This window comes from Streptomyces sp. DG2A-72 (genome assembly GCF_030499575.1).
Taxonomy (GTDB): Bacteria; Actinomycetota; Actinomycetes; order Streptomycetales; family Streptomycetaceae; genus Streptomyces.
In genome coordinates this window covers 5,821,515-5,842,554 of the sequence record NZ_JASTLC010000001.1, presented here as the reverse complement: position 1 = coordinate 5,842,554, position 21,040 = coordinate 5,821,515, and the positions used below count along the sequence as shown (strand labels likewise).

Here is a 21,040-nt window from a genome sequence, read left to right as displayed (position 1 = left end):
GGAATGGCGGTGACGTCCACGTGGCATGGCCAGAAACTTACCGCGCGTAGGCGAATCTTGGTGGCCCGCCCCATAAAAACACAGCCATCCCGTGTCATTCATACGGCTCAAGGGTGTTTCGGGTTCACCGGTCGCTCAATCGCCCGCTGATCCACTCCAGTGTCGCCGGAATCTCCCGCCGCCAGGTGTTGAAGTTGTGCCCGCCGCTTTCCAGGATGATCGACGAGATCCGCGTCCGGTTCGTCGCCTTGGCGCCCTCTATGAACTTCAGCGTGTCCTTGTAGTTGGATTCACCGACCTTGCTGCTGCTGACGAGCAGTGAAGTGTCGGGCGCAGGCATGTTCTTGAGGTACCAGAACAGGTCGGCACGGTTCCGCAGCGTCTTGTCGCCGTGGAAGAGGTCGCCCGTGGTGCGGTCGATCGGCGCCCTGTAGTACGCGGACAGGCCCGCCCCGGCGGCGTAGACCCAGGGGTGGTGCATGGCGAGCTTGAGAGCGCAGTAGCCGCCCGTCGAGTCGCCGATGATGCCCCAACTCCCCGGTTTTTCGCCCACCCTGTAGTGCCCGCCCACGGCGTCCGGCAGATCTTTGGCAAAAAACGACTCCGTCTGCGGTCCGCCGGGGATGTCCACGCACTCCGTATCCCGCGGCGGCGCGACGGTCGGCCGCAGCATCACGAGGATCATCGGCTGCATACGGCCTTCCTTGGCGAGCCTCCGGGCGGTGTGCGGATAGTCGAGCTTGTCCACGAGCGCCTTGGCGGTGCCCGGATAGCCGGTGAGGACGACGGCTGCGGGGAATGTGCGCGTGCGGTATCGCGCCTGGAAGTACTCCGGCGGCAAGTACACGTACGCGCGCGTGGCGATGTGTGTCGTACGACCGAGGATCTCGACCTCGTGGATCCGGCCCCCGGCGCGCGCGCCAGGGCTGCCCGCCCCCGGAACGCTCCCCGTGTCGAGGACTCGCAGCGGGTCGTCCTCGGGGCCGCCGGGCGTGTGGTCGACGACCACGCCCTCGTCGGTCTCCTGCCCCAGCAGGTCCGCCCAGCTGGCGTAGAACCCGAAGGCCTGGTTGGCGGCGAGGCCGGCCGAGGCGAAGAGTGTCAGCTGGACGGCGAGGAGCAGGGCGACCCGGCCACTGACCGCCCGCCAGGTCCGCCGGGCCAGCCGCGGCCACAGCCACACCGTGCCGGCGAACAGCAGGACGGCGGTGCAGACCGTCAGCGCCAGCACCTTGTTGCTCGTGAGACCCATGGACCGTTCCCTGCCTGCGCTCTCCAGCTCGCCCCCGCACGTCTTCGCAAGGGCTTGTCCGGGGCTTTCCCCAGCCTTTTCAACAGCTTTGAGGAGACGAGTGAACCTCTCCCTCCGAGACACCGTCCTAGAGGGCGCAATGTCGCCGGATGCCCGAATCGGCACCGGATCCAAGGTCTCTCGCAGAACTATGGGATGCGATGTCTGTCAGGACAGATGTGGAAATGTCGGGTGGGGTTCCGCAGCGAACCCACCGGGTACGGCACGTGCTGCGCGGCCCGCGCCCCGAAGCCGTTCCCGTCCTCGTCGCCAGAGCGTGTGCCCTCGTGGGCTTGCTGGACATCGCCGCGGGTGTCTTCCCACGGTTCAGGCACAGCCGTATGCACACGATGGCCGAGGTGCTGCCCGGCTCGTTCGGCCCGTTCGCGGCCGCGCTCTCGCTCAGCGCCGGCGTGCTGTTGCTGCTGCTCGCCCACGGCCTGAGGCGTTGCAAGCGCCGGGCCTGGCGGGCCGCCGTCGCCCTGCTTCCATTCGGCGCGCTGGCACAGTTCACGTACCGCCACTCCGTGGTCGGCGCGGTGATCTCGCTGGCGCTGCTGGCGCCGCTGGTGCGCCACCGCGACCAGTTCAGGGCCCTGCCCGACCCGCGCAGCCGATGGCGCGCGCTCGCCAACTTCGTCCTCATGGGCGCCGGTTCGCTCCTCCTCGGGCTGCTCATCGTCAGCGTCCACTCCAAGACCCTGGTCGGCGACCCGAGCCTCGCCGACCGCCTCACGCACGTCCTCTACGGCCTGTTCGGCTTCGAAGGCCCGGTCGACTACCGGGGCAACACGTCGTGGACCGTCGCCATGTGCCTGGGCGCCCTCGGCCTGCTCACCGCCGTGACGACCATCTACCTCGCTTTCCGCCCCGAACACCCGGCCGCACGCCTCACCGACGAGGACGAAGCCCGTCTGCGCGCCCTTCTGGACAAGCACGGCGGCCGCGACTCCCTCGGCCACTTCGCCCTGCGCCGCGACAAGGCGGTGGTGTTCTCCCCCAGCGGCAAGGCGGCGGTGACGTACCGCGTCGTGTCCGGTGTGATGCTGGCCAGCGGCGATCCGATCGGCGATGTGGAGGCCTGGCCGGGCGCCATCGAACGGTTCATGGACGAGGCCAAGGCGCACTCGTGGACACCCGCGGTCATGGGCTGCTCCGAGACCGGCGGCGAGGTCTGGACCCGTGAGACCGGCCTCGACGCCCTCGAACTGGGCGACGAGGCGGTGGTGGACGTCCCGGATTTCTCCCTCACCGGCCGCGCGATGCGCAATGTGCGTCAGATGGTCAAGCGCATCGAGCGCGCCGGTTACGAGACCCGGGTACGACGAGTGCGTGACCTCGGCGAGACCGAGCTGGACCGCATCCGCCGCGCCGCCGACGACTGGCGCGGCACCGACACCGAACGCGGCTTCTCCATGGCCCTCGGCCGCATCGGCGACGCAGCCGACGGCGACTGCTTGATCGCCACCGCCCACAAGGCCGACGACGAGCCTGGTAAGTACGGCGATCTGAAGGCGATCCTGCACTTCGTGCCCTGGGGCACGGACGGGGTGTCCCTTGACCTGATGCGGCGCGACCGCTCGGCCGACCCCGGCATGAACGAGCTGCTGATCGTGGCGGCCCTCCAGGCGGCTCCGAAGTTCGGCATCGCGCGCGTGTCGCTCAACTTCGCCATGTTCCGCTCGGCGCTGGCACGCGGCGAGAAGATCGGCGCAGGACCGGTGCTGCGCGCCTGGCGGGGCCTGCTGGTCTTCCTCTCCCGCTGGTTCCAGATCGAGTCCCTGTACAAGTTCAACGCGAAGTTCCGGCCCCGCTGGGAGCCCCGCTTCGTCGTCTACCGCGCCTCCGCCGACCTCCCGCGCATCGGCTTCGCCGCCATGCAGGCGGAAGGTTTCGTCAACCTCGCCCTGCCCCTCCCCCGCTTCCTGCGCCGCCGCACGACCACCCCGCGGCCGTGCGCCCACGCGGTCGGGGAGGGAGACGTCCGCGCGGCATAGACAGGCCCGAGCGCAAGCCCCGCCCGCCAAGCCCGGGGCTGCCGCTCGGGCCGCCGGACCTCGGCGGCCCCACCGGGGCCTAGGCTGAACGTATGAGCAAGCAGAGCGGACGCGGGCACGTCGCCGGTCTTCCTGAGTGGGACCGCTGCGCGGTCATGGGAGTCGTGAACGTCACCCCCGATTCCTTCTCCGACGGCGGCCGCTGGTTCGACACGACGGCCGCCGTGAAACACGGCCTCGCCCTGGTCACCGAGGGAGCGGACCTCATCGACGTCGGCGGCGAGTCCACCCGCCCCGGCGCCACCCGCGTCGACGAGGCGGAGGAACTCAGGCGCGTCATCCCCGTCGTACGCGAGCTCGCCTCCGAAGGCGTCACCGTCTCCGTGGACACCATGCGCGCCTCCGTCGCCCAGCAGTCCCTCGCGGCCGGCGCCGCCCTCGTCAACGACGTCAGCGGCGGCCTCGCCGACCCCGCGATGATCCCCGTCGTCGCGGAAGCGGGCGCCCCCTTCGTCGTCATGCACTGGCGCGGCTTCCTGGAGGGCAGCACCGTCAAGGGCGTCTACGCCGACGTCGTCACCGAAGTCCTCGACGAACTCCACGCGCGCGTGGACGCCGTCCTGGCGGGCGGCATCGCCCCCGACCGCATCGTCGTCGACCCCGGCCTCGGCTTCTCCAAGGGGGCCGAACACGATCTGATCCTCCTCGCCCACCTCGACCGCCTGCACGCCCTGGGCCATCCCCTGCTCGTCGCCGCCTCCCGCAAGCGCTTCCTCGGCCGCGTCCTGGCCGGACCGGAGGGCGCACCCCCGCCCGCACGCGAGCGCGACGCCGCCACGGCAGCCGTCTCCGCACTCGCGGCGCACGCCGGCGCATGGGCGGTCCGCGTACACGAGGTGCGCGCCACGGCGGACGCCGTACGAGTCGCGCGCGCCGTGGAGGGAGCGCGCACCCCCGGCGCAGAAGGAGCGCGCGGCGCCGAAGGAGCCCGGTGAGCGCCCCCCACACCGACGTCGAGCAGGTCGAGCTCGCCAACACCGCCTTCTACGAAGCGATGGAGCGCGGCGACTTCGAAGAGCTGTCCTCGCTCTGGCTCACCCCGTCCGACCTGGGCGTCGACGAGACCTACCACGACCCGGCGGACTCCGGCGTGATCTCCTGCGTGCACCCCGGCTGGCCGGTACTGACCGGCCGCGGCGAGGTCCTGCGCTCGTACGCGCTGATCATGGCGAACACCGACTACATCCAGTTCTTCCTCACCGATGTGCACGTCTCCGTCACCGGCGACACCGCCCTGGTGACCTGCACCGAGAACATCCTCAGCGGCGGCCCCGCCCCCGAGGGGGACGAGGAACTCGGCCCCCTGGTCGGACAGCTCGTCGTCGCCTCGAACGTGTTCCGCCGAACACCCGCCGGCTGGAAGCTCTGGTCGCACCACGCCTCCCCGGTTCTGGCCGAAACCGACGAGGAGGAAGGCGACGACACACCCGCCTGAGTGGGTAGGCGCACCTTTAGGGACCAAGGGGATACCAGAAGTGGTTGGAATCACTGAGCCCCGGGTATGGGCGGCTACCAACCCGTGAGCCGCCGGGTTCCCCCGGGGAAACACACGATGAAAGCTGCGAGGCCTGGCTCGGGCACGGACCCCCGTGGCCCGGCCCTGTCAGTGTCCGCAGGTAGATTCGTTTGAGGCCGGTGCGCCGCCCGCACCCGGTGCACATCGGCCGTTACCGACGATTGCAGGAGTGATTCGCGTGGATCGTGTCGCGCTGCGCGGCCTCAAGGCCCGCGGGCACCACGGTGTGTTCCCCAGGGAGCGCGAAGAGGGCCAGACGTTCATCGTGGACCTCGTCCTGGGCCTGGACACCCGGCCGGCCGCCGCCGACGACGACCTGGCGAAGACCGTGCACTACGGCATCGTGGCGGAGGAGGTCGTGTCCGTCGTCGAGGGCGAGCCCGTCAACCTCATCGAAACGCTCGCCGAGCGCATCGCCCAGGTCTGTCTGAAGCACGAAGGGGTCGCGGAGGCCGAGGTCTGCGTCCACAAACCGGACGCGCCGATCACGGTCCCCTTCGACGACGTGACCGTCACCATCACCCGGAGCCGAGTATGACCGCATCGTTCACCGAGGGTCACAGCGACCCGACCGTACAGCCGGTACCCGCCTCCGTCGTCGAGAAGGTCGACGCCGCCGACACCACCCTGCAGAATCCCAAACGGGCCGTGATCTCCCTCGGCGCCAACCTCGGCAACCGCCTGGAGACCCTCCAGGGCGCCATCGACGCCCTCGAGGACACCCCCGGCGTCCGCATCAGGTCGGTCTCGCCGGTGTACGAGACGGAGCCATGGGGCGTGGAACCCGGCAGCCAGCCCTCGTACTTCAACGCGGTCGTGGTCCTGAAGACCACCCTCCCCCCGTCCTCGCTTCTGGAGCGGGCGCACGCGGTCGAGGAGGCCTTCCACCGCGTCCGGGACGAGCACTGGGGCGCACGCACCCTCGACGTCGACATCGTCGCGTACGCCGAAGTCGTCTCCGACGACCCCCAGCTCACCCTCCCCCACCCGCGCGCCCATGAACGCGCCTTCGTCCTGGCCCCCTGGCACGACCTGGAGCCGGGCGCCCAGCTCCCCGGCCGCGGCGCGGTCGCCGACCTCCTCGACAACGTCACCCGAGAAGGCGTCGCAGCCCGCAAGGACCTGGAACTCCGGCTGCCTGAATAGTCGTTAAGGTCGACACGACCACTAGGTCGGACCGCCGGGTCACCTCGACCGCAGGACCGGCACCGATCCGGGGAGCTGAAGGGACACCGTGAGAGAGCTGCACATCAGGGTGCTGGCCGGCGTTTTCGTCGTCGCCGGCGTCCTGTCCTGGGCGGGCGCCCGCCTCTGGAACTCGATCGGGACGCTCCCCAGCGTCCCGCTGGCCGCGCCCATCGTGCTGGCCGTGATCGCCGCGGTCCTCCTCGCCACGGCGCTCTCGCTGCGCGCCCGCCTCAAGGCCCAGCGCGAGCGCCGCCCCGAGGCCAAGGGCGTCGACCCCCTCATGGCGGCCCGAGCGGTCGTCTTCGGCCAGGCCAGCGCACTGGTCGCCGCCCTCGTCGCCGGCATGTACGGCGGCACCGGCGTCTTCCTCCTGGAATCCCTCGACATCCCCGCCCGCCGCGACCAGGCCATCTACGCCGGCTTCTCGGTCGTGGCCGGTATCGCCGTCATAGCGGCAGCCATCTTCCTGGAGCGGGTCTGCAAACTCCCACAGGACGACGACGACCACACCCCAGGGGCGGCTTCCGCGGCGTGACGGTCAGCGCGCCAGTATCAGGCTCATTGCCTCGGCACGGGTCGTGGCATCCCGAAGCTGCCCACGCACCGCCGACGTGGTCGTCTTGGCACCCGGCTTGCGAATGCCGCGCACCGACATGCACATGTGCTCGGCCTCGATGACGACGATCGCACCCCGCGCCTCAAGAATCCGCATGAGCGAGTCGGCGATCTGTGTGGTGAGTCGTTCCTGCACCTGAGGGCGGCGGGCGAACACCTCAACGAGGCGCGCAAGCTTCGAAAGGCCGGTGATCTTGCCCGTTTCAGCCGGAATGTAGCCGACGTGAGCTACACCATGGAACGGCAGCAAATGATGTTCACAGAGGCTGACGATCTCAATGTCCTTCACCAGGACCATCTCATCGTGCCCCAGATCGAACGTCGTCGTCAGAACGTCCTCGGGCTCCTGCCACAGCCCGGCCAGAAGCTCGTGATATGCCCGAGCCACCCGCCCCGGCGTCTCCCTGAGCCCCTCCCGGTCCGGGTCCTCGCCGACCGCGATCAGCAGTTCGCGCACGGCGTTCTCGGCGCGCTTCTCGTCGAACTCGCCGATGGAGCCCTCGCCGTCCAGCGTCACGGGGTCGGTCATGTCGTGCCTCGTTCCTAGATGTCGTGCATAGGCATACGAAGATGCCGCGCCCCCCAGGCTAAAACCAGGGGGGCGCGGCAATCATTCCGGGCCTGGTGAGACCACCGAGGCCGAGAGGGTCAGCCTTCCGGACGCTCCTCGGGGGCCGGTTCCGGGACGGGCTCCGCCGAGGTGGTGGCCTTGGCGGTGGTGATCGCCGGGGTCGCGCCGTTGGCTCCGTTCGTCAGTGCCAGCTCCTTGGGGGAGAGCACCGGCGGGCGGGTGGACGGGGTGCGACGGGACGAGCCGGTCCAGGCAGGGCGCGGCGGGCGCTTGACGATGGGGGCGAAGATCTCGGCGATCTGCTCCTTGTTCAGCGTCTCCTTCTCGAGCAGCGCGAGGACCAGGTTGTCCAGGACGTCGCGGTTCTCGACCAGGATCTCCCAGGCCTCGTTGTGCGCGGTCTCGATGAGCTTCTTGACCTCTTCGTCGACGAGCGCGGCGACCTCTTCCGAGTAGTCGCGCTGGTGAGCCATCTCACGTCCGAGGAAGGGCTCGCTGTTGTCGCCGCCGAACTTGATCGCGCCGAGACGCTCGGTCATGCCGTACTGCGTGACCATCGCGCGGGCCGTTGCGGTGGCCTTCTCGATGTCGTTCGCAGCGCCCGTCGTCGGGTCGTGGAAGACCAGTTCCTCCGCCGCCCGGCCGCCCAGCATGTAGGCCAGCTGGTCCAGCATCTCGTTGCGGGTGGTGGAGTACTTGTCCTCGTCCGGCAGGACCATCGTGTAGCCGAGGGCGCGGCCTCTCGACAGGATCGTGATCTTGTGGACCGGATCGGAGTTCGGGGAAGCCGCCGCGACCAGGGCGTGGCCGCCCTCGTGGTACGCGGTGATCTTCTTTTCCTTGTCCGACATGATCCGGGTCCGCTTCTGCGGGCCCGCCACGACGCGGTCGATGGCTTCGTCCAGGAAGTGGTTGTCGATCAGCTTCTTGTCGCTGCGCGCGGTGAGGAGCGCGGCTTCGTTCAGCACGTTCGACAGATCCGCACCCGTGAAGCCCGGCGTGCGGCGCGCGACCGCCGACAGGTCCACGTCCGGAGCGACCGGCTTGCCCTTCTGGTGAACCTTGAGGATCTCCAGACGGCCCTGCATGTCCGGGCGGTCGACCGCGATCTGGCGGTCGAAACGGCCGGGGCGCAGAAGGGCCGGGTCGAGGATGTCGGGCCGGTTCGTCGCGGCGATGAGAATCACGCCGCCCTTGACGTCGAAGCCGTCCATCTCGACGAGCAGCTGGTTGAGGGTCTGCTCGCGCTCGTCGTGACCGCCGCCGAGGCCGGCGCCGCGGTGGCGGCCGACCGCGTCGATCTCGTCGACGAAGACGATCGCCGGGGCGTTCGCCTTGGCCTGCTCGAACAGGTCACGGACTCGGGAGGCACCGACACCGACGAACATCTCGACGAAGTCGGAACCGGAGATCGAGTAGAAGGGCACGCCTGCCTCGCCCGCGACGGCGCGCGCAAGCAGCGTCTTGCCGGTGCCAGGAGGCCCGTAGAGCAGTACGCCCTTGGGGATCTTGGCGCCCACGGCCTGGAACTTCGCCGGTTCCTGGAGGAATTCCTTGATCTCCTGGAGCTCCTCGACGGCCTCGTCCGAGCCGGCGACGTCCGAGAACGTCGTCTTCGGGGTGTCCTTGGTGATGAGCTTCGCCTTGGACTTCCCGAAGTTCATCACTCGGGAGCCGCCGCCCTGCATCTGATTCATCAGGAACAGGAAAACGACCACGATGAGGACGAAGGGGAGCAGGGAGAGCAGGATCCCGACGAACGGGTTCTGCTTGGACGGCGAGACTGTGTAGCCGTCCGTGATCTGCTTGTCCTGGTACTTCTGCTGCAGCGTGCCGGCGATGGTCACGCCCTGGTCGCCGATATAGCTCGCCTGGATCTTCGAGCTGCCCTCGATCTTCTGGCCGTCCTTGAGCGTGACCTTGATGGTCTGCTCGTCGCCGGTGGTCAGCTTGGCCGCTTCGACCTTGTTCTCATTGATCGCCTGGACGACCTGGCCGGTGTCCACCGTCTTGTAGCCGCCGGACGAGCCGACGACCTGCATCAACACGACCACGGCAAGGACGGCCAGCACGATCCACATGACCGGCCCACGGAAGTATCGCTTCACGTCCATCCATACGGAGCGGTGCCGCCCCGTCCCTCCTGCCATAGTGAGTTTGATAAGACAGTTCTTCTGACGGTACCCCAGCATTGTGGGCCGAAGCCGCACAGGGCCGCAGGCAATCCCGTCTGCATGCTCCAACGCGGCTGAACCCGCTGGGGTTCCCGATCGTCTTACAGTGCTTGGCCCGAGTGGCTCAGCCGCCGTAGACGTGAGGCGCGAGCGTACCGACGAACGGGAGGTTGCGGTACTTCTCGGCGTAGTCGAGACCGTAGCCGACGACGAACTCGTTGGGGATGTCGAAGCCGACCCACTCGACGTCGATGGCGACCTTGGCGGCTTCGGGCTTGCGGAGCAGGGTGCAGATCTTCAGGGACTCGGGCTCGCGGGAGCCGAGGTTGGAGATCAGCCAGGACAGGGTCAGGCCGGAGTCGATGATGTCCTCGACGATGAGGACGTGCTTGCCCTTGATGTCGGTGTCGAGGTCCTTGAGGATCCGTACGACACCGGAGGACTGGGTGCCCGCGCCGTACGAGGAGACGGCCATCCAGTCCATCGTGAGCGGGGTGGACAGCGCACGCGCCAGGTCCGCCATGACCATCACCGCGCCCTTGAGGACGCCGACGATCAGCAGGTCCTTGCCCGCGTACTCCGCGTCGATCTTCGCGGCCAGCTCGGCCAGCTTCGCGTCGATCTCTTCCTTGGTGATGAGTACCGACCTGAGGTCGGCACCCATGTCTTTCGCGTCCACCCGCATCACTTTCGGTCGTCCCACCGGCCGCCCACCCCCCCGGAAGGGGGGCAAGGATTCAGCCTTGCCGAATCACCAGTCTGCCACCCTGCCGCTGGGCGACGACTTTGCCCGGGAGATTGATGGCCCCCTGGCCGCGCCAGCCGGTGATCAGCCGGTCGACTTCCTCGATGTGGCGGGCGAAGAGCGAACCGGCGGGGGCGCCTGCCTCGATGGCGGCGCGGCGCAGGATCCGGCGGCGTACGGCGGGCGGCAGGGCGTAGAGCTTCGCGCACTCCAGGCGGCCCGCGGTGTCCCGGACGGTGGCCTCGGCCTGGCTGGCCCAGGCGTCGAGGGCGTCGGCGTCGTCGCGGGAGAGCTGGGCGGTGCGGGCGAGGGCTTCGACGACGCCTTTGCCGAGCGCTTTCTCCAGGGCGGGCAGGCCCTCGTGGCGCAGCCGGGAGCGGGTGTAGGCCGGGTCGGCGTTGTGGGGGTCGTCCCAGACGGGGAGGGACTGGACCATGCAGGCCTTGCGGGCGGTCTGCCGGTCGAGGTGGAGGAAGGGCCGCCGGTAACGGCGGGTGGCCCCCGGACCCCCGGAAACAGCGGCCATTCCGGACAGGGAGCGGATGCCGGAGCCGCGTGCGAGGCCGAGGAGGACGGTTTCGGCCTGGTCGTCGCGGGTGTGGCCGAGCAGGACGGCATCGACGCCGTGGCGGACGGCGACGGCGTCGAGGGCGGCGTACCGGGCGTCGCGGGCGGCGGCTTCGGGCCCTCCCTCGCGGCCGACGCGCACGGCGACGGACTCGACCGGGTCCAGGCCGAGTTCGGTGAGGCGCAGGACGACTTCTGCGGCGCGCACCTCGGAGCCGGGCTGCAAGCCGTGGTCGATGGTGACGCCGCCCGCGCGGATGCCGAGTTTGGGGGCCTCGAAGGCGAGGGCGGAGGCGAGGGCCACGGAGTCGGCGCCGCCGGAGCACGCCACGAGCACGAGCGGCGAGGACGGGCGCTCGTACGCGGTCTCGGTGGTGGGGTGGCCGTGTTCGTTGAGGATGTCGTGGAGGACGCGGCGAACCGCCAGGCGTATCGCCGCGACCGCAGGATGGGGACCCATGTCCGGTTCCCTTCATGAAGTTTTCGGGGGTGAGCTCGGCTCGGTCACTCAGAGTGTGTAGATGGTGACAGAGCCGGGCCGTTCCCCGAGCATTGCACGCCTACCCAGGGCTCACGGTCCCTCGGACGGGTGATTGGAGGAGCGTTCGCCCGTCGTCGGCCGAATTCCTTTCACCACGCACGGCTTCCTTTCACCACGTACCGCGCTGATTCACGACTCGGCCTTGCGATGCACCCGCGCGATCCAGTCCGCCGGTTTGGCGATCTCCACCTTGGTCGGCAGTGTGTTCGGGGAGGTCCATACGCGGTTGAAGCCGTCCATGCCGACCTCGTCGACGACGGCGCGTACGAAGCGTTCGCCGTCCCGGTACTGCCTGAGTTTGGCGTCCAGGCCCAGCAGCTTGCGCAGGGCCACGTCCAGTCGGGAGGCGCCCTTGGCGCGGCGCTGCTGGAACTTCTCGCGGATCTCGGCGACGGACGGCACGACGGCCGGGCCGACGCCGTCCATGACGAAGTCGGCGTGTCCCTCCAGCAGGGACATCACGGCGGTGAGGCGGCCGAGGATCTCCCGCTGGGCCGGGGTCTGCACGATCTCCACGAGGGAGCGGCCGCCGTCGTCCTCCTCGCCCTCGGGGCGTCCGCCCGCGAGGGACTGTGCGGCTTCCCGGATGCGCTCCAGGACGGTCATGGGGTCGACGTCGGTCTCCCCCAAGAACGACTGGATTTCGCCCTCCAGGTGGTCCCGGAGCCAGGGCACGGCCGTGAACTGCGTGCGGTGCGTCTCCTCGTGCAGGCACACCCAGAGCCGGAAGTCGTGCGGCTGTACGTCGAGTTCGCGTTCCACGTGCACGATGTTCGGCGCGACGAGCAGCAGCCTGCCGCCGCCGTTCTCCCCCGCCGGGAGTTCGCGGGTGGCCGGGGCGAATGTCTCGTACTGGCCGAGGACGCGGGAGGCCAGGAAGGACAGCAGCATGCCCAGTTCGACACCGGTGACCTTGCCGCCGACGGCGCCGAGGACCGCTCCGCCTGGGGTGCTGCTGCGCCGCTCCTGCATCTTGTCGAGCAGCGGCTTGAGGATCTCCCGGAACCCGGCGACGTTCGCCCGAACCCAGCCGGGGCGGTCGACGACGAGTACGGGGGTGTCATGGGCGTCGTCCGTGCCCATTCGGGTGAAGCCCCGGACGTGTTGCTCGGAGGCTTTGGCATGCCGGCGCAGCTCTGCGACGACAGCCCTGGCCTCGTCGCGGCTCACCTCGGGGCCCGGCCTTACCAGCCGGGTCGCGGTCGCCACCGCGAGATTCCAGTCGACCATCTCGGCACCACCGATGCTCGTCATGCGTCAACGGTACGTGAGCGTTCCCACTTGGGGCAGGCCGTGGGGGTCGGCCCAGGTGGCGTCGAGCGGTGACGGCGGTCTGACGGCGGTCACCGACAGCCGCACGACGCCAGTGCCGTCGCCGTCCTGTCGAGGACCGATTGCGCCGCCCCCGCATCGGTCGTGTCCGATGCCAGGAAGGCGAACGCCAGCAGGTGTCCGTCCTGGTCGACCACCGTTCCCGCCAGGGCGTTCACGCCGGTCAGGGTGCCGGTCTTGGCTCGTACGACGCCTGCCGCGCCGTCGGTGTAGCGGCTGGTCAGGGTGCCGGTGAAGCCTGCTACGGGGAGGCCGGTGAGGGCGGGGCGGAGTTCGGGGTGGGCGGGGTCGGCGGACTTCGCCAGGAGGCCGGTGAGGAGGCCGACGGTGAGGCGGTCGTCGCGGCTCAGGCCGCTGCCGTCCTTGAAGTGCGCACCCGCCACGGGGAGTCCGAGCTTCTTCAGCCGGGCCTGGATCGCCCTGCCCGCGCCGTCGAAGCTGGCCTCCTCGCCCGTGGCGATGGCGGTCTGGCGGGCCAGGGCCTCGGCGATGTCGTTGTCGCTGTTGGTCAGCATGCGTTCGACCAGGGCGGACAGCGGGGGCGACTGCACCGTGGCGAGGGTGTCGGCGCGGCCCGTCGCCTTGGAGGGGCCGGGCGCGGTCGTCTTGATGCCGTGATCCTTCAGGAAGTCCGCGAACATGCGGGTCGCGTCCGCCGCCGGGTCCGGCACCCGCTCGACCTGGCCGCTCGTCGAGTCGTCCGTGCGGGCCTCGTCGGCCATCAGGGCGCTGACGAGGGCGAGGTTGGGGTTCTCGCCGATGGAGTGGAGTTCGGGACCGGCGTACAGCGTGGTGTCGTAGGAGAGCGTCACCTCGCGCAGCCCGCGCTTCTTCAGGGCCGCGGCCGTCCTGTCGGCCAGAGTGCGCAGGCTAGCCCAGCCCTCGGCGTCCTCGCGGGCCGTGAGGGTGGGGTCGCCGCCGCCGACGAGGACGAGTTCCTTGGTGTCGGGTTCGAGGGCGGCGCGGGTGGTGAGGCGGTGGTCGGCGCCCATCGCGGAGAGGGCGGCGACCGCGGTGGCGATCTTCGTGGTGGAGGCGGGGGTCAGCGCTTCGCCGGCGCCGGAGGCGTACAGCTGCTTGCCGGTGGCGACGTCGACGACCGCGGCGGTGTGCCGGGAGCCGAGTGCGGCGTCCTTCAGCAGGGGGTCGAGGACGGCGGCGAGGGCCCTGCCGTTCGGCGCGGACTTCACCGTGTTGGCGGTACCGCCGAGGCCGGTGAGCACGGACGCGGCGCTGGGGGCGGGCCGGGGTGCCGTGGCTGTCGTACCGGAATTACGACCGTGATCTGCGCCACCCGTGGACTCCTGGGCGGCTGCCCGGTCCCGCTCGGCCGTACGCTGACCGGTGGAGTCCCAGGGGCCGGCCGCGGTCACCACAAAGGCGGCCAGGGCCAGTCCGGCGATGGCGGCACCGGTGGTGTACTGCCAGGTCTTCAGCCCCGTACCCCGCGCGACCTGCGGTTTCGCGGCCCGGGCCAGCCGTGTGACCCGCGGCCGCACGGCTGCCGTGGCCCGTGCGACGCGCGGTCGTACGGCGTCCGCTGCTCGTGCGAGACGCGGTCGTACGGCGTTCGCGATCCGCACCACATGCGGTTTCGCGACCCGCCACGGCCTCTGCTCTGGCACGACCACCAGCCCCTTTCGCGATCACACACCTGCGTGAGGGACACTTAACCACCAGAACTATGTGCTGATCATGGAGGAGCCACCGGTGGAGTTCGACGTCACGATCGAGATTCCGAAGGGTTCGCGGAACAAGTACGAGGTGGACCACGAGACCGGTCGGATCCGCCTGGACCGTCGACTCTTCACTTCGACCAGCTACCCGGCCGACTACGGCTTCGTCGAGAACACCCTCGGCGAGGACGGCGACCCGCTGGACGCGCTGGTCATCCTGGACGAGCCGACCTTCCCCGGTTGCCTGATCCAGTGCCGCGCGATCGGCATGTTCCGGATGACCGACGAGGCCGGCGGCGACGACAAGCTGCTGTGCGTGCCCGCGCACGACCCGCGGGTGGAGCACCTGCGTGACATCCACCACGTGTCGGAGTTCGACCGCCTGGAGATCCAGCACTTCTTCGAGGTCTACAAGGACCTGGAGCCCGGCAAGTCCGTCGAGGGCGCCGACTGGGTGGGCCGTACCGAGGCCGAGGCCGAGATCGAGCGGTCGTACAAGCGCTTCAAGGACCAGGGCGGTCACTGATCCTGCCGTCGTCGAAGGGGCCGCACGCACGTGCGGCCCCTTCGCGTATCTGTGCGCATACTGAGGGCTGCGATACGGGTCGTACAGGGAGCGCTACGCAGTGACGGACGCGGAGGACCGCAAGCCGCGGTCGGACGAAGCGAGGACTGTCTACGACTCCGAGGTCACGTCGGAGTTCGCGATCCCACAGGGGCTGGCCACGCCCAAGACCGGCGGTGAGTCGGAGACGACGTCCGAGTTCGCGGTGCCGGACGGGCTGGAGGTGGCGGCGCCGGCGTTCGACGAGCCGGAGGGGTCGGCCTTCAGTACGCCGAGGATGTATCGCGCGCGGCAGGCGCCCCCCGCGTTCACGCCGCCGAGCGGCATCCCGGCCGTCAGTCTGACGAAGGACCTGCCCTGGCAGGACCGGATGCGCACGATGCTGCGTCTGCCGGTGGCCGAGCGGCCCGCGCCGGAGGCGGTGCACAAGTCGGAGGACGAGGGCCCGGCCGTCCCGCGCGTGCTCGACCTGACCCTGCGCATCGGCGAGTTGCTGCTGGCGGGCGGTGAGGGCGCGGAGGACGTGGAGACGGCGATGTTCGCGGTCTGCCGGTCGTACGGGCTCGACCGCTGTGAGCCGAACGTCACCTTCACGCTGCTGGCGATCTCCTACCAGCCGTCCCTCGTCGACGATCCGGTGACGGCATCCCGGACCGTGCGGCGCCGGGGCACGGACTACACACGGCTCGCGGCCGTGTTCCACCTCGTGGACGACCTCAGCGATCCGGAGATCCCGATCTCCCTGGAGGAGGCGTACCGGCGGCTCGCCGAGATCCGCCGCAACCGGCACCCGTATCCCACCTGGGTGCTGACCCTGGCCAGCGGGCTGCTCGCGGGGGCCGCCTCCGTGCTCGTCGGCGGTGATCTGATCGTGTTCGTCGCGGCCATGCTCGGCGCGATGCTCGGCGACCGGCTGGCGTGGATGTGCGCCGGGCGAGGGCTGCCGGAGTTCTATCAGTTCACGGTCGCCGCGATGCCTCCGGCCGCGATAGGGGTCGCGCTGACCGTCGCCCACGTGGACGTGAAGGCGTCCGCCGTCATCACCGGTGGGCTGTTCGCGCTGCTGCCCGGGCGGGCTCTGGTGGCGGGCGTGCAGGACGGGCTGACCGGGTTCTACATCACCGCGGCGGCGCGGCTGCTGGAGGTCCTGTACTTCTTCGTGGGCATCGTGGTCGGGGTGCTCCTGGTGCTCTACTTCGGTGTGAAGCTGGGTGCGGAGCTGAATCCCGACGCGGCGCTGGGGGACACGAACCGGCCACTGTGGCAGATCGGTGCTTCGATGCTGCTGTCGCTGACGTTCGCGGTGTTGATGCAGCAGGAGCGGTCCACGGTGGTGTGGGTGACCCTCAATGGGGGTGTCGCCTGGATCGTGTACGGCGCGATGCACTACCCGGGTGATCTGTCGCCGGTCGCTTCTACGGCCGTGGCGGCGGGGTTGGTGGGGCTGTTCGGGCAGCTGTTGTCGCGGTATCGGTTCGCTTCCGCGTTGCCCTTTACGACCGCGGCGATCGGGCCCCTGTTGCCGGGGTCGGCCACGTATTTCGGGTTGTTGTCGATCGCGCAGAACCAGATGGACGAGGGGCTGGTCTCGTTGGCCAAGGCGGCGTCACTCGCCATGGCCATCGCGATCGGCGTGAATCTCGGTTCGGAGATCTCCCGGCTGTTTCTGCGGATTCCCGGCGGGGCTGGAGCGGGCCGCCGGGCGGCCAAGCGGACGCGGGGATTCTGAGCGCCTAGGAGCTCGGGAGGTTCTGGAAGGGGCGCTGCAGGCACCCCTAGTTCTGCGGGTAGCCGTTCTCGTTGTACGGCGGGTACTGCTGCTGGTAGCCGCCCTGGCCATGGCCCTTGGGGTACTGCTGCTGCGGGTACTGCGGGGCGTACGACTGCTGGGGCTGCGGCTGGTTGTAGTAGTCGTAGTGCTGCTGGCCCTGGTCGGTCGGGGAGATGCGGCGGAGTTGGGTCGTGGCGTCGTCCATGACCTGGGGCTGAGGGGGCTGCGGCTGCTGGGGCGGGGTCTTCTTGTTGTTGGAGCGGGCCCGGAGGAGCTCGATGATGATCGGGACCACGGAGATGAAGACGATCAGGATGAGGATCGCTTCGATGTTCTTCTTGACGAAGTCGATGTTGCCGAGCCAGGAGCCGAGCAGGGTGACGCCGGCGCCCCACAGGATGCCGCCGACGACGTTGAAGATCAGGAACGAGCGGTACCGCATGCCGCTGACGCCGGCGATGATCGGCGTGAAGGTGCGCACGATGGGCACGAAGCGGGCCAGGACCAGGGACTTGGGGCCGTACTTCTCGAAGAAGTCGTGGGCCTTGGTGACGTTCTCCTGCTTGAAGAAGCGGGAGTCCGGGCGCTTGAACAGCGACGGGCCGACCTTCTTGCCGAACATGTAGCCCGCCTGGTCGCCGAGGATCGCGGCGACGCAGATCAGCACGACGGCGCCCCACAGGGGGAAGTCCAGCTGCTTCGATGTGATCAGCAGACCGGCCGTGAACAGCAGGGAGTCACCCGGCAGGAAGAAGCCGATGAGCAGACCCGACTCCGCGAAGACGATGAGGAGCAGGCCCCAGATCCCGAAGTTGTCCAGCAGCGTGTTCGGATCCAGCCAGCTCGGTCCGAGGGCAAGCGTCGTCACGGTTCCGGGCTCCTGAGGGGTTGGGAAGTGCGGCGGCCGGTGCGGCCGGACAAAGCTATCAACGCAAGGTGTCCGTCCCAGGTTCCACCGGTGTCTCCAGGATGCACTGTGCGGCGACCGAGGCGAAGCTGTGGGTCATGGGCATCGAGGACTACGGCGGCGGCCAGGGGCCCCAGCCGGACGTATTGGTCGTGACGACGAACGACGTCCCCGGATATCGCGTCCAGGAGGTTCTGGGCGAGGTCTTCGGGCTGACCGTGCGGTCGCGGCACCTGGGCAGTCAGATCGGCGCCGGACTGAAGTCGATGATCGGCGGCGAGCTCAGAGGGCTGACGAAGACGCTGGTGCAGACCCGCAACCAGGCCATGGAGCGGCTCGTCGAGCAGGCACGCGCGCGTGGAGCCAACGGAGTACTGGCGTTCCGCTTCGATGTGACGGAGGCCGCGGACGTCGGCACGGAGGTGTGCGCGTACGGGACGGCGGTGGTCCTGGCCCGGGAGTAGGGCAACGCCCGGGCCAGGGGGTTACGAGGTGTGCCGGGCGGCGTTCGCCGTGATCGCGTCCCTCAGGTGCTCGGCGAGGCCCGGGCGCATGGAGTCGTAGAACGCCTTGAAGCGTTCGTCGGAGACGTACATCTCGGCCAGTCCCGTGTGGATTTCGTACGTGCACTCGTAGAACCACTTGGTGATGTGCCGCCGGTGTTCCTCGGCCATGTCCATGGCCCGCTCGCCGGTCGGCGGCTCGTCGGCGGCCATCAGGGCGTCGTAGCGCTCGCCCCAGTCGGCCACCTCGGCCTGCATGCGCTTCCAGTCCTCCTTGGTGTAGCTCGCGGCGCGGCGCTGTGACTCGGCGTACGCCTCCGTGCCGCCCCAGCGCTGTTCCGCCTCCTCGGCGTACTGCTCGGGGTCCTTGTCCCCGAACACCTCGAACTTCTCCTCGGGCGTGAGGTTGATGCCCATCTTGCGTGCCTCCATGGCGTGTTCCACGGCCGCCGCCATCTTCTGCAGCTTCTCGATCCGGGCGGTCAGCAGTTCGTGCTGGCGGCGCAGGTGTGCGCGCGGGTCCGCCTCCGGGTCGTCGAGCAGGGCGGCGACCTCGTCGAGCGGGAAGCCGAGTTCGCGGTAGAACAGGATCTGCTGCAGCCGGTCGAGGTCGGCGTCGCTGTAACGCCGGTGCCCCGCGTGGCTGCGCTCGCTCGGGACGAGCAGGCCGATGTCGTCGTAGTGGTGCAGCGTGCGCACGGTCACACCGGCGAATCCGGCGACCTGGCCCACCGAGTAGCTCACGGTTTCCGCTCCCTTCTGGGTACGCGCTCCAGGCTGGGGCCTCACGTTGCGTGAGGTGCAAGCCCGATTCCCGCCTGCACCCATATGCAGGAACGATGCCGCTTCACTCGTACGGGTGGCGCTACCGTCGTAGCGGGAAAAGATACGAGCGCCACCACACACGATCTTCCCCATGGGAGCAGTCATGGCCGCTGAGGCACACACCGAGCAGCACCCGCGGGCCACTCCTGAGAACTGGATGTGCCCGCCCGAAGAGGGCTGGACATGGGACCAGGTCAAGGAGCTGGACGTCCCGTTCGACTGGGAACTCGTGGATGGGAAGATCGTGGTACGTGGGGCGCCGAAGTGGTGGCACGACCGAGTGCGAAACCGGCTGTACATGGCGCTGGAACTGGCCAAGCGCCCGCCGTACGGTGCCGAAGCCGAGCGTCCGATCCAGTTGGATGAGCACAACGTTCCCAGGCCGGACGTCATCGTGTACGACAAGACCGAGATCGACGTCCGCACCATGGAGTGCACACCCGTCGCGTCCGTGGTCCTCGCCGTCGAGGTGGTCTCACCCGGTTCGCGCAGAGAGGACCGCTTCCTGAAGCCCGCCATGTACGCAGAAGCCGGAATCGCCCACTATTGGCGGGTCGAGCGCGGCGAGAACGACATTCCGGTCGTGCACCAACTCTGGATCGAAACAGACAGCGGAATGATGGTCCCCCGGCCAGACCGCCCCGTCCACACCGACAAGCTCAGCACCATCGTCCCCTTCCCCGTGGAGATCGACCTGCGCTCCCTGATCGAGGACTGACCCACCAGGCGATACGCCCGCTTCCTCCGTACCCTCCCAGTGAGACCGGCGAAAAGCCCACCCCTCGCTGCGAGGCCCCCATGCCCCTCCACAAAGGCCCAGCCGAACCCGACGAGCGCCCCCTCTCCGTCAACCCCTTCTACGGCGAGGCCAACCCGGTCGCCGGCATGACCCAGGCGCCGCCCAAACACCGGCTCCCGGACAACCCCATGGCGCCCACGACGGCGTACCAACTCGTCCACGACGAGTTGATGCTGGACGGCAACGCGCGGCTCAACCTCGCCACCTTCGTCACCACCTGGATGGAGCCGCAGGCGGGGATCCTGATGGCGGAGTGCCGGGACAAGAACATGATCGACAAGGACGAGTACCCGCGCACCGCCGAGTTGGAGCGGCGCTGTGTGGCGATGCTCGCCGACCTGTGGAACGCGCCCGACCCGGCCGCGGCCGTGGGCTGTTCCACGACCGGTTCGAGCGAGGCGTGCATGCTCGCGGGGATGGCGCTGAAGCGGCGCTGGAGCAAACGGAATCAGGGTGGCCGGCCGAATCTCGTGATGGGCGTCAACGTCCAGGTCTGCTGGGACAAGTTCTGCACCTTCTGGGAGGTGGAAGCCCGCCAAGTCCCCATGGACGGCAACCGCTTCCACCTCGATCCACAGGCCGCCGCCGAACTGTGCGACGAGAACACCATCGGGGTCGTCGGCGTCCTCGGCTCCACCTTCGACGGCTCGTACGAGCCGATCGCGGACCTGTGCGCGGTCCTGGACGACCTTCAGGCGCGCACCGGCCTCGACATCCCGGTGCATGTCGACGGCGCGTCCGGCGCGATGGTCGCGCCCTTCCTCGACGAGGACCTGGAGTGGGACTTCCGCCTCCCGCGCGTGGCGTCGATCAACACCTCCGGCCACAAGTACGGGCTCGTCTACCCGGGTGTCGGCTGGGCCCTGTGGCGCTCCCCCGCCGAACTGCCCGAGGAACTCGTCTTCCGGGTCAACTACTTGGGCGGCGACATGCCCACCTTCGCACTCAACTTCTCCCGCCCCGGCGCCCAAGTGGTCGCGCAGTACTACACGTTCCTGAGGCTGGGCCGCGAGGGCTACCGGGCGGTGCAGCAGTCCACCCGGGACGTGGCCCGGGCTCTCGCCGAACGCGTCGCGGCGCTCGGTGACTTCCGGCTGCTGACCAAGGGCGACCAGCTGCCCGTCTTCGCCTTCACGACCGGCCCGGACGTGACGTCGTACGACGTCTTCGACGTCTCCCGGCGGCTGCGCGAGCGGGGCTGGCTGGTCCCGGCGTACACCTTCCCGCCCAACCGCGAGGACCTGTCCGTGCTGCGGGTCGTCTGCCGCAACGGCTTCTCGGTCGATCTCGCCGAGCTGTTCGCCGAGGACCTGGGCCGCCTGCTGCCGGAGCTGCGCCGGCAGCCGCATCCGCTGACGCGGGACAGGGAGATGGCCACTGGCTTCCATCACTGAGCG

The 21,040-nt window shown here is 69.2% G+C and carries 20 protein-coding genes; 11 read left to right on the top strand and 9 right to left on the bottom strand.

Features of this window, described 5'->3' with window-relative positions:
* Window positions 1-124: 124 nt before the first annotated feature.
* Window positions 125-1,252, bottom strand: a complete 1,128-nt coding sequence (locus QQY66_RS27875) for an esterase family protein (protein ID WP_301983022.1) — start codon at window positions 1,250-1,252, stop codon at window positions 125-127.
* A gap of 224 nt (window positions 1,253-1,476) precedes the next feature.
* Here QQY66_RS27875 and QQY66_RS27870 point away from each other — a divergent pair, with 224 nt between their 5' ends.
* From QQY66_RS27870 to QQY66_RS27845, 6 genes are all read left to right on the top strand, one after another.
* A complete protein-coding gene (locus QQY66_RS27870) occupies window positions 1,477-3,288 on the top strand; it encodes a phosphatidylglycerol lysyltransferase domain-containing protein (protein ID WP_301983021.1) in 1,812 nt (603 codons plus the stop codon).
* Window positions 3,289-3,380: 92 nt separating this feature from the next.
* Complete coding sequence (gene folP / locus QQY66_RS27865; RefSeq protein ID WP_301983020.1) at window positions 3,381-4,283, top strand: dihydropteroate synthase; 903 nt, start codon at window positions 3,381-3,383, stop codon at window positions 4,281-4,283.
* Window positions 4,280-4,783 (top strand): nuclear transport factor 2 family protein, encoded by a 504-nt coding sequence (locus tag QQY66_RS27860; RefSeq protein ID WP_301983019.1) that lies wholly within the window; start codon window positions 4,280-4,282, stop codon window positions 4,781-4,783. Before folP ends, QQY66_RS27860 begins: the two co-directional genes overlap by 4 nt.
* Window positions 4,784-5,042: 259 nt before the next feature.
* Entirely contained in the window at window positions 5,043-5,402 is a 360-nt protein-coding gene (folB, locus tag QQY66_RS27855) for a dihydroneopterin aldolase (protein WP_301983018.1), read from the top strand.
* Entirely contained in the window at window positions 5,399-6,010 is a 612-nt protein-coding gene (gene folK, locus QQY66_RS27850) for a 2-amino-4-hydroxy-6-hydroxymethyldihydropteridine diphosphokinase (protein ID WP_301983017.1), read from the top strand. Before folB ends, folK begins: the two co-directional genes overlap by 4 nt.
* A gap of 88 nt (window positions 6,011-6,098) precedes the next feature.
* Window positions 6,099-6,587: a DUF3180 domain-containing protein gene (locus tag QQY66_RS27845; RefSeq protein ID WP_301983016.1), complete on the top strand. Its 489-nt coding sequence runs from the start codon at window positions 6,099-6,101 to the stop codon at window positions 6,585-6,587.
* 3 nt (window positions 6,588-6,590) lie between these two features.
* On the opposite strand, the gene folE is transcribed toward QQY66_RS27845, so the two are convergent.
* The 6 genes from folE to dacB form a co-directional block, all read right to left on the bottom strand.
* Window positions 6,591-7,196: a GTP cyclohydrolase I FolE gene (gene folE, locus QQY66_RS27840; protein WP_301983015.1), complete on the bottom strand. Its 606-nt coding sequence runs from the start codon at window positions 7,194-7,196 to the stop codon at window positions 6,591-6,593.
* 119 nt (window positions 7,197-7,315) lie between these two features.
* Window positions 7,316-9,352, bottom strand: coding sequence for an ATP-dependent zinc metalloprotease FtsH (gene ftsH / locus QQY66_RS27835; RefSeq protein WP_301987516.1), 2,037 nt, complete (start codon window positions 9,350-9,352; stop codon window positions 7,316-7,318).
* Between the two features lie 184 nt (window positions 9,353-9,536).
* Window positions 9,537-10,097 (bottom strand): hypoxanthine phosphoribosyltransferase, encoded by a 561-nt coding sequence (gene hpt / locus QQY66_RS27830; RefSeq protein ID WP_301987515.1) that lies wholly within the window; start codon window positions 10,095-10,097, stop codon window positions 9,537-9,539.
* A gap of 52 nt (window positions 10,098-10,149) precedes the next feature.
* Entirely contained in the window at window positions 10,150-11,184 is a 1,035-nt protein-coding gene (gene tilS / locus QQY66_RS27825; RefSeq protein WP_301983014.1) for a tRNA lysidine(34) synthetase TilS, read from the bottom strand.
* Between the two features lie 210 nt (window positions 11,185-11,394).
* On the bottom strand, window positions 11,395-12,519 hold the full coding sequence (locus QQY66_RS27820) for a zinc-dependent metalloprotease (RefSeq protein WP_301983013.1): 1,125 nt from the start codon (window positions 12,517-12,519) through the stop codon (window positions 11,395-11,397).
* 89 nt (window positions 12,520-12,608) lie between these two features.
* The gene (gene dacB, locus QQY66_RS27815; RefSeq protein WP_301983012.1) at window positions 12,609-14,228 is read right to left on the bottom strand and encodes a D-alanyl-D-alanine carboxypeptidase/D-alanyl-D-alanine-endopeptidase; all 1,620 of its coding nucleotides are present in this window, start codon (window positions 14,226-14,228) and stop codon (window positions 12,609-12,611) included.
* A gap of 79 nt (window positions 14,229-14,307) precedes the next feature.
* Here dacB and QQY66_RS27810 point away from each other — a divergent pair, with 79 nt between their 5' ends.
* Together QQY66_RS27810 and QQY66_RS27805 are read left to right on the top strand one after the other, a co-directional pair.
* Window positions 14,308-14,799: an inorganic diphosphatase gene (locus QQY66_RS27810; protein WP_030599677.1), complete on the top strand. Its 492-nt coding sequence runs from the start codon at window positions 14,308-14,310 to the stop codon at window positions 14,797-14,799.
* A gap of 100 nt (window positions 14,800-14,899) precedes the next feature.
* The gene (locus tag QQY66_RS27805) at window positions 14,900-16,567 is read left to right on the top strand and encodes a threonine/serine exporter ThrE family protein (RefSeq protein WP_301983011.1); all 1,668 of its coding nucleotides are present in this window, start codon (window positions 14,900-14,902) and stop codon (window positions 16,565-16,567) included.
* Between the two features lie 46 nt (window positions 16,568-16,613).
* On the opposite strand, the gene QQY66_RS27800 is transcribed toward QQY66_RS27805, so the two are convergent.
* On the bottom strand, window positions 16,614-17,477 hold the full coding sequence (locus QQY66_RS27800) for a DedA family protein (protein ID WP_301983010.1): 864 nt from the start codon (window positions 17,475-17,477) through the stop codon (window positions 16,614-16,616).
* Window positions 17,478-17,614: 137 nt separating this feature from the next.
* Here QQY66_RS27800 and QQY66_RS27795 point away from each other — a divergent pair, with 137 nt between their 5' ends.
* The gene (locus QQY66_RS27795) at window positions 17,615-17,980 is read left to right on the top strand and encodes a YbjQ family protein (RefSeq protein ID WP_301987513.1); all 366 of its coding nucleotides are present in this window, start codon (window positions 17,615-17,617) and stop codon (window positions 17,978-17,980) included.
* 21 nt (window positions 17,981-18,001) lie between these two features.
* On the opposite strand, the gene QQY66_RS27790 is transcribed toward QQY66_RS27795, so the two are convergent.
* On the bottom strand, window positions 18,002-18,763 hold the full coding sequence (locus QQY66_RS27790; RefSeq protein ID WP_301983009.1) for a MerR family transcriptional regulator: 762 nt from the start codon (window positions 18,761-18,763) through the stop codon (window positions 18,002-18,004).
* A 184-nt stretch (window positions 18,764-18,947) separates the two neighbouring features.
* On the opposite strand from QQY66_RS27790, the gene QQY66_RS27785 reads away from it, so the two are divergent.
* Both QQY66_RS27785 and QQY66_RS27780 read left to right on the top strand, forming a co-directional pair.
* A complete protein-coding gene (locus QQY66_RS27785; protein WP_301983008.1) occupies window positions 18,948-19,562 on the top strand; it encodes a Uma2 family endonuclease in 615 nt (204 codons plus the stop codon).
* 80 nt (window positions 19,563-19,642) lie between these two features.
* Window positions 19,643-21,037 (top strand): glutamate decarboxylase, encoded by a 1,395-nt coding sequence (locus tag QQY66_RS27780; RefSeq protein WP_301983007.1) that lies wholly within the window; start codon window positions 19,643-19,645, stop codon window positions 21,035-21,037.
* Window positions 21,038-21,040: the final 3 nt, after the last annotated feature.

Coding starts and splice junctions, on each gene's coding strand:
- QQY66_RS27785 (WP_301983008.1), top strand. CDS start 18,948: ATGGCCGCTGAGGCACACACCGAGCAGCACCCGCGGGCCACTCCTGAG.
- folE (WP_301983015.1), bottom strand. CDS start 7,196: ATGACCGACCCCGTGACGCTGGACGGCGAGGGCTCCATCGGCGAGTTC.
- folK (WP_301983017.1), top strand. CDS start 5,399: ATGACCGCATCGTTCACCGAGGGTCACAGCGACCCGACCGTACAGCCG.
- QQY66_RS27870 (WP_301983021.1), top strand. CDS start 1,477: ATGTCGGGTGGGGTTCCGCAGCGAACCCACCGGGTACGGCACGTGCTG.
- QQY66_RS27795 (WP_301987513.1), top strand. CDS start 17,615: ATGGGCATCGAGGACTACGGCGGCGGCCAGGGGCCCCAGCCGGACGTA.
- folP (WP_301983020.1), top strand. CDS start 3,381: ATGAGCAAGCAGAGCGGACGCGGGCACGTCGCCGGTCTTCCTGAGTGG.
- QQY66_RS27780 (WP_301983007.1), top strand. CDS start 19,643: ATGCCCCTCCACAAAGGCCCAGCCGAACCCGACGAGCGCCCCCTCTCC.
- ftsH (WP_301987516.1), bottom strand. CDS start 9,352: ATGGACGTGAAGCGATACTTCCGTGGGCCGGTCATGTGGATCGTGCTG.
- tilS (WP_301983014.1), bottom strand. CDS start 11,184: ATGGGTCCCCATCCTGCGGTCGCGGCGATACGCCTGGCGGTTCGCCGC.
- hpt (WP_301987515.1), bottom strand. CDS start 10,097: ATGCGGGTGGACGCGAAAGACATGGGTGCCGACCTCAGGTCGGTACTC.
- QQY66_RS27875 (WP_301983022.1), bottom strand. CDS start 1,252: ATGGGTCTCACGAGCAACAAGGTGCTGGCGCTGACGGTCTGCACCGCC.
- QQY66_RS27820 (WP_301983013.1), bottom strand. CDS start 12,519: ATGACGAGCATCGGTGGTGCCGAGATGGTCGACTGGAATCTCGCGGTG.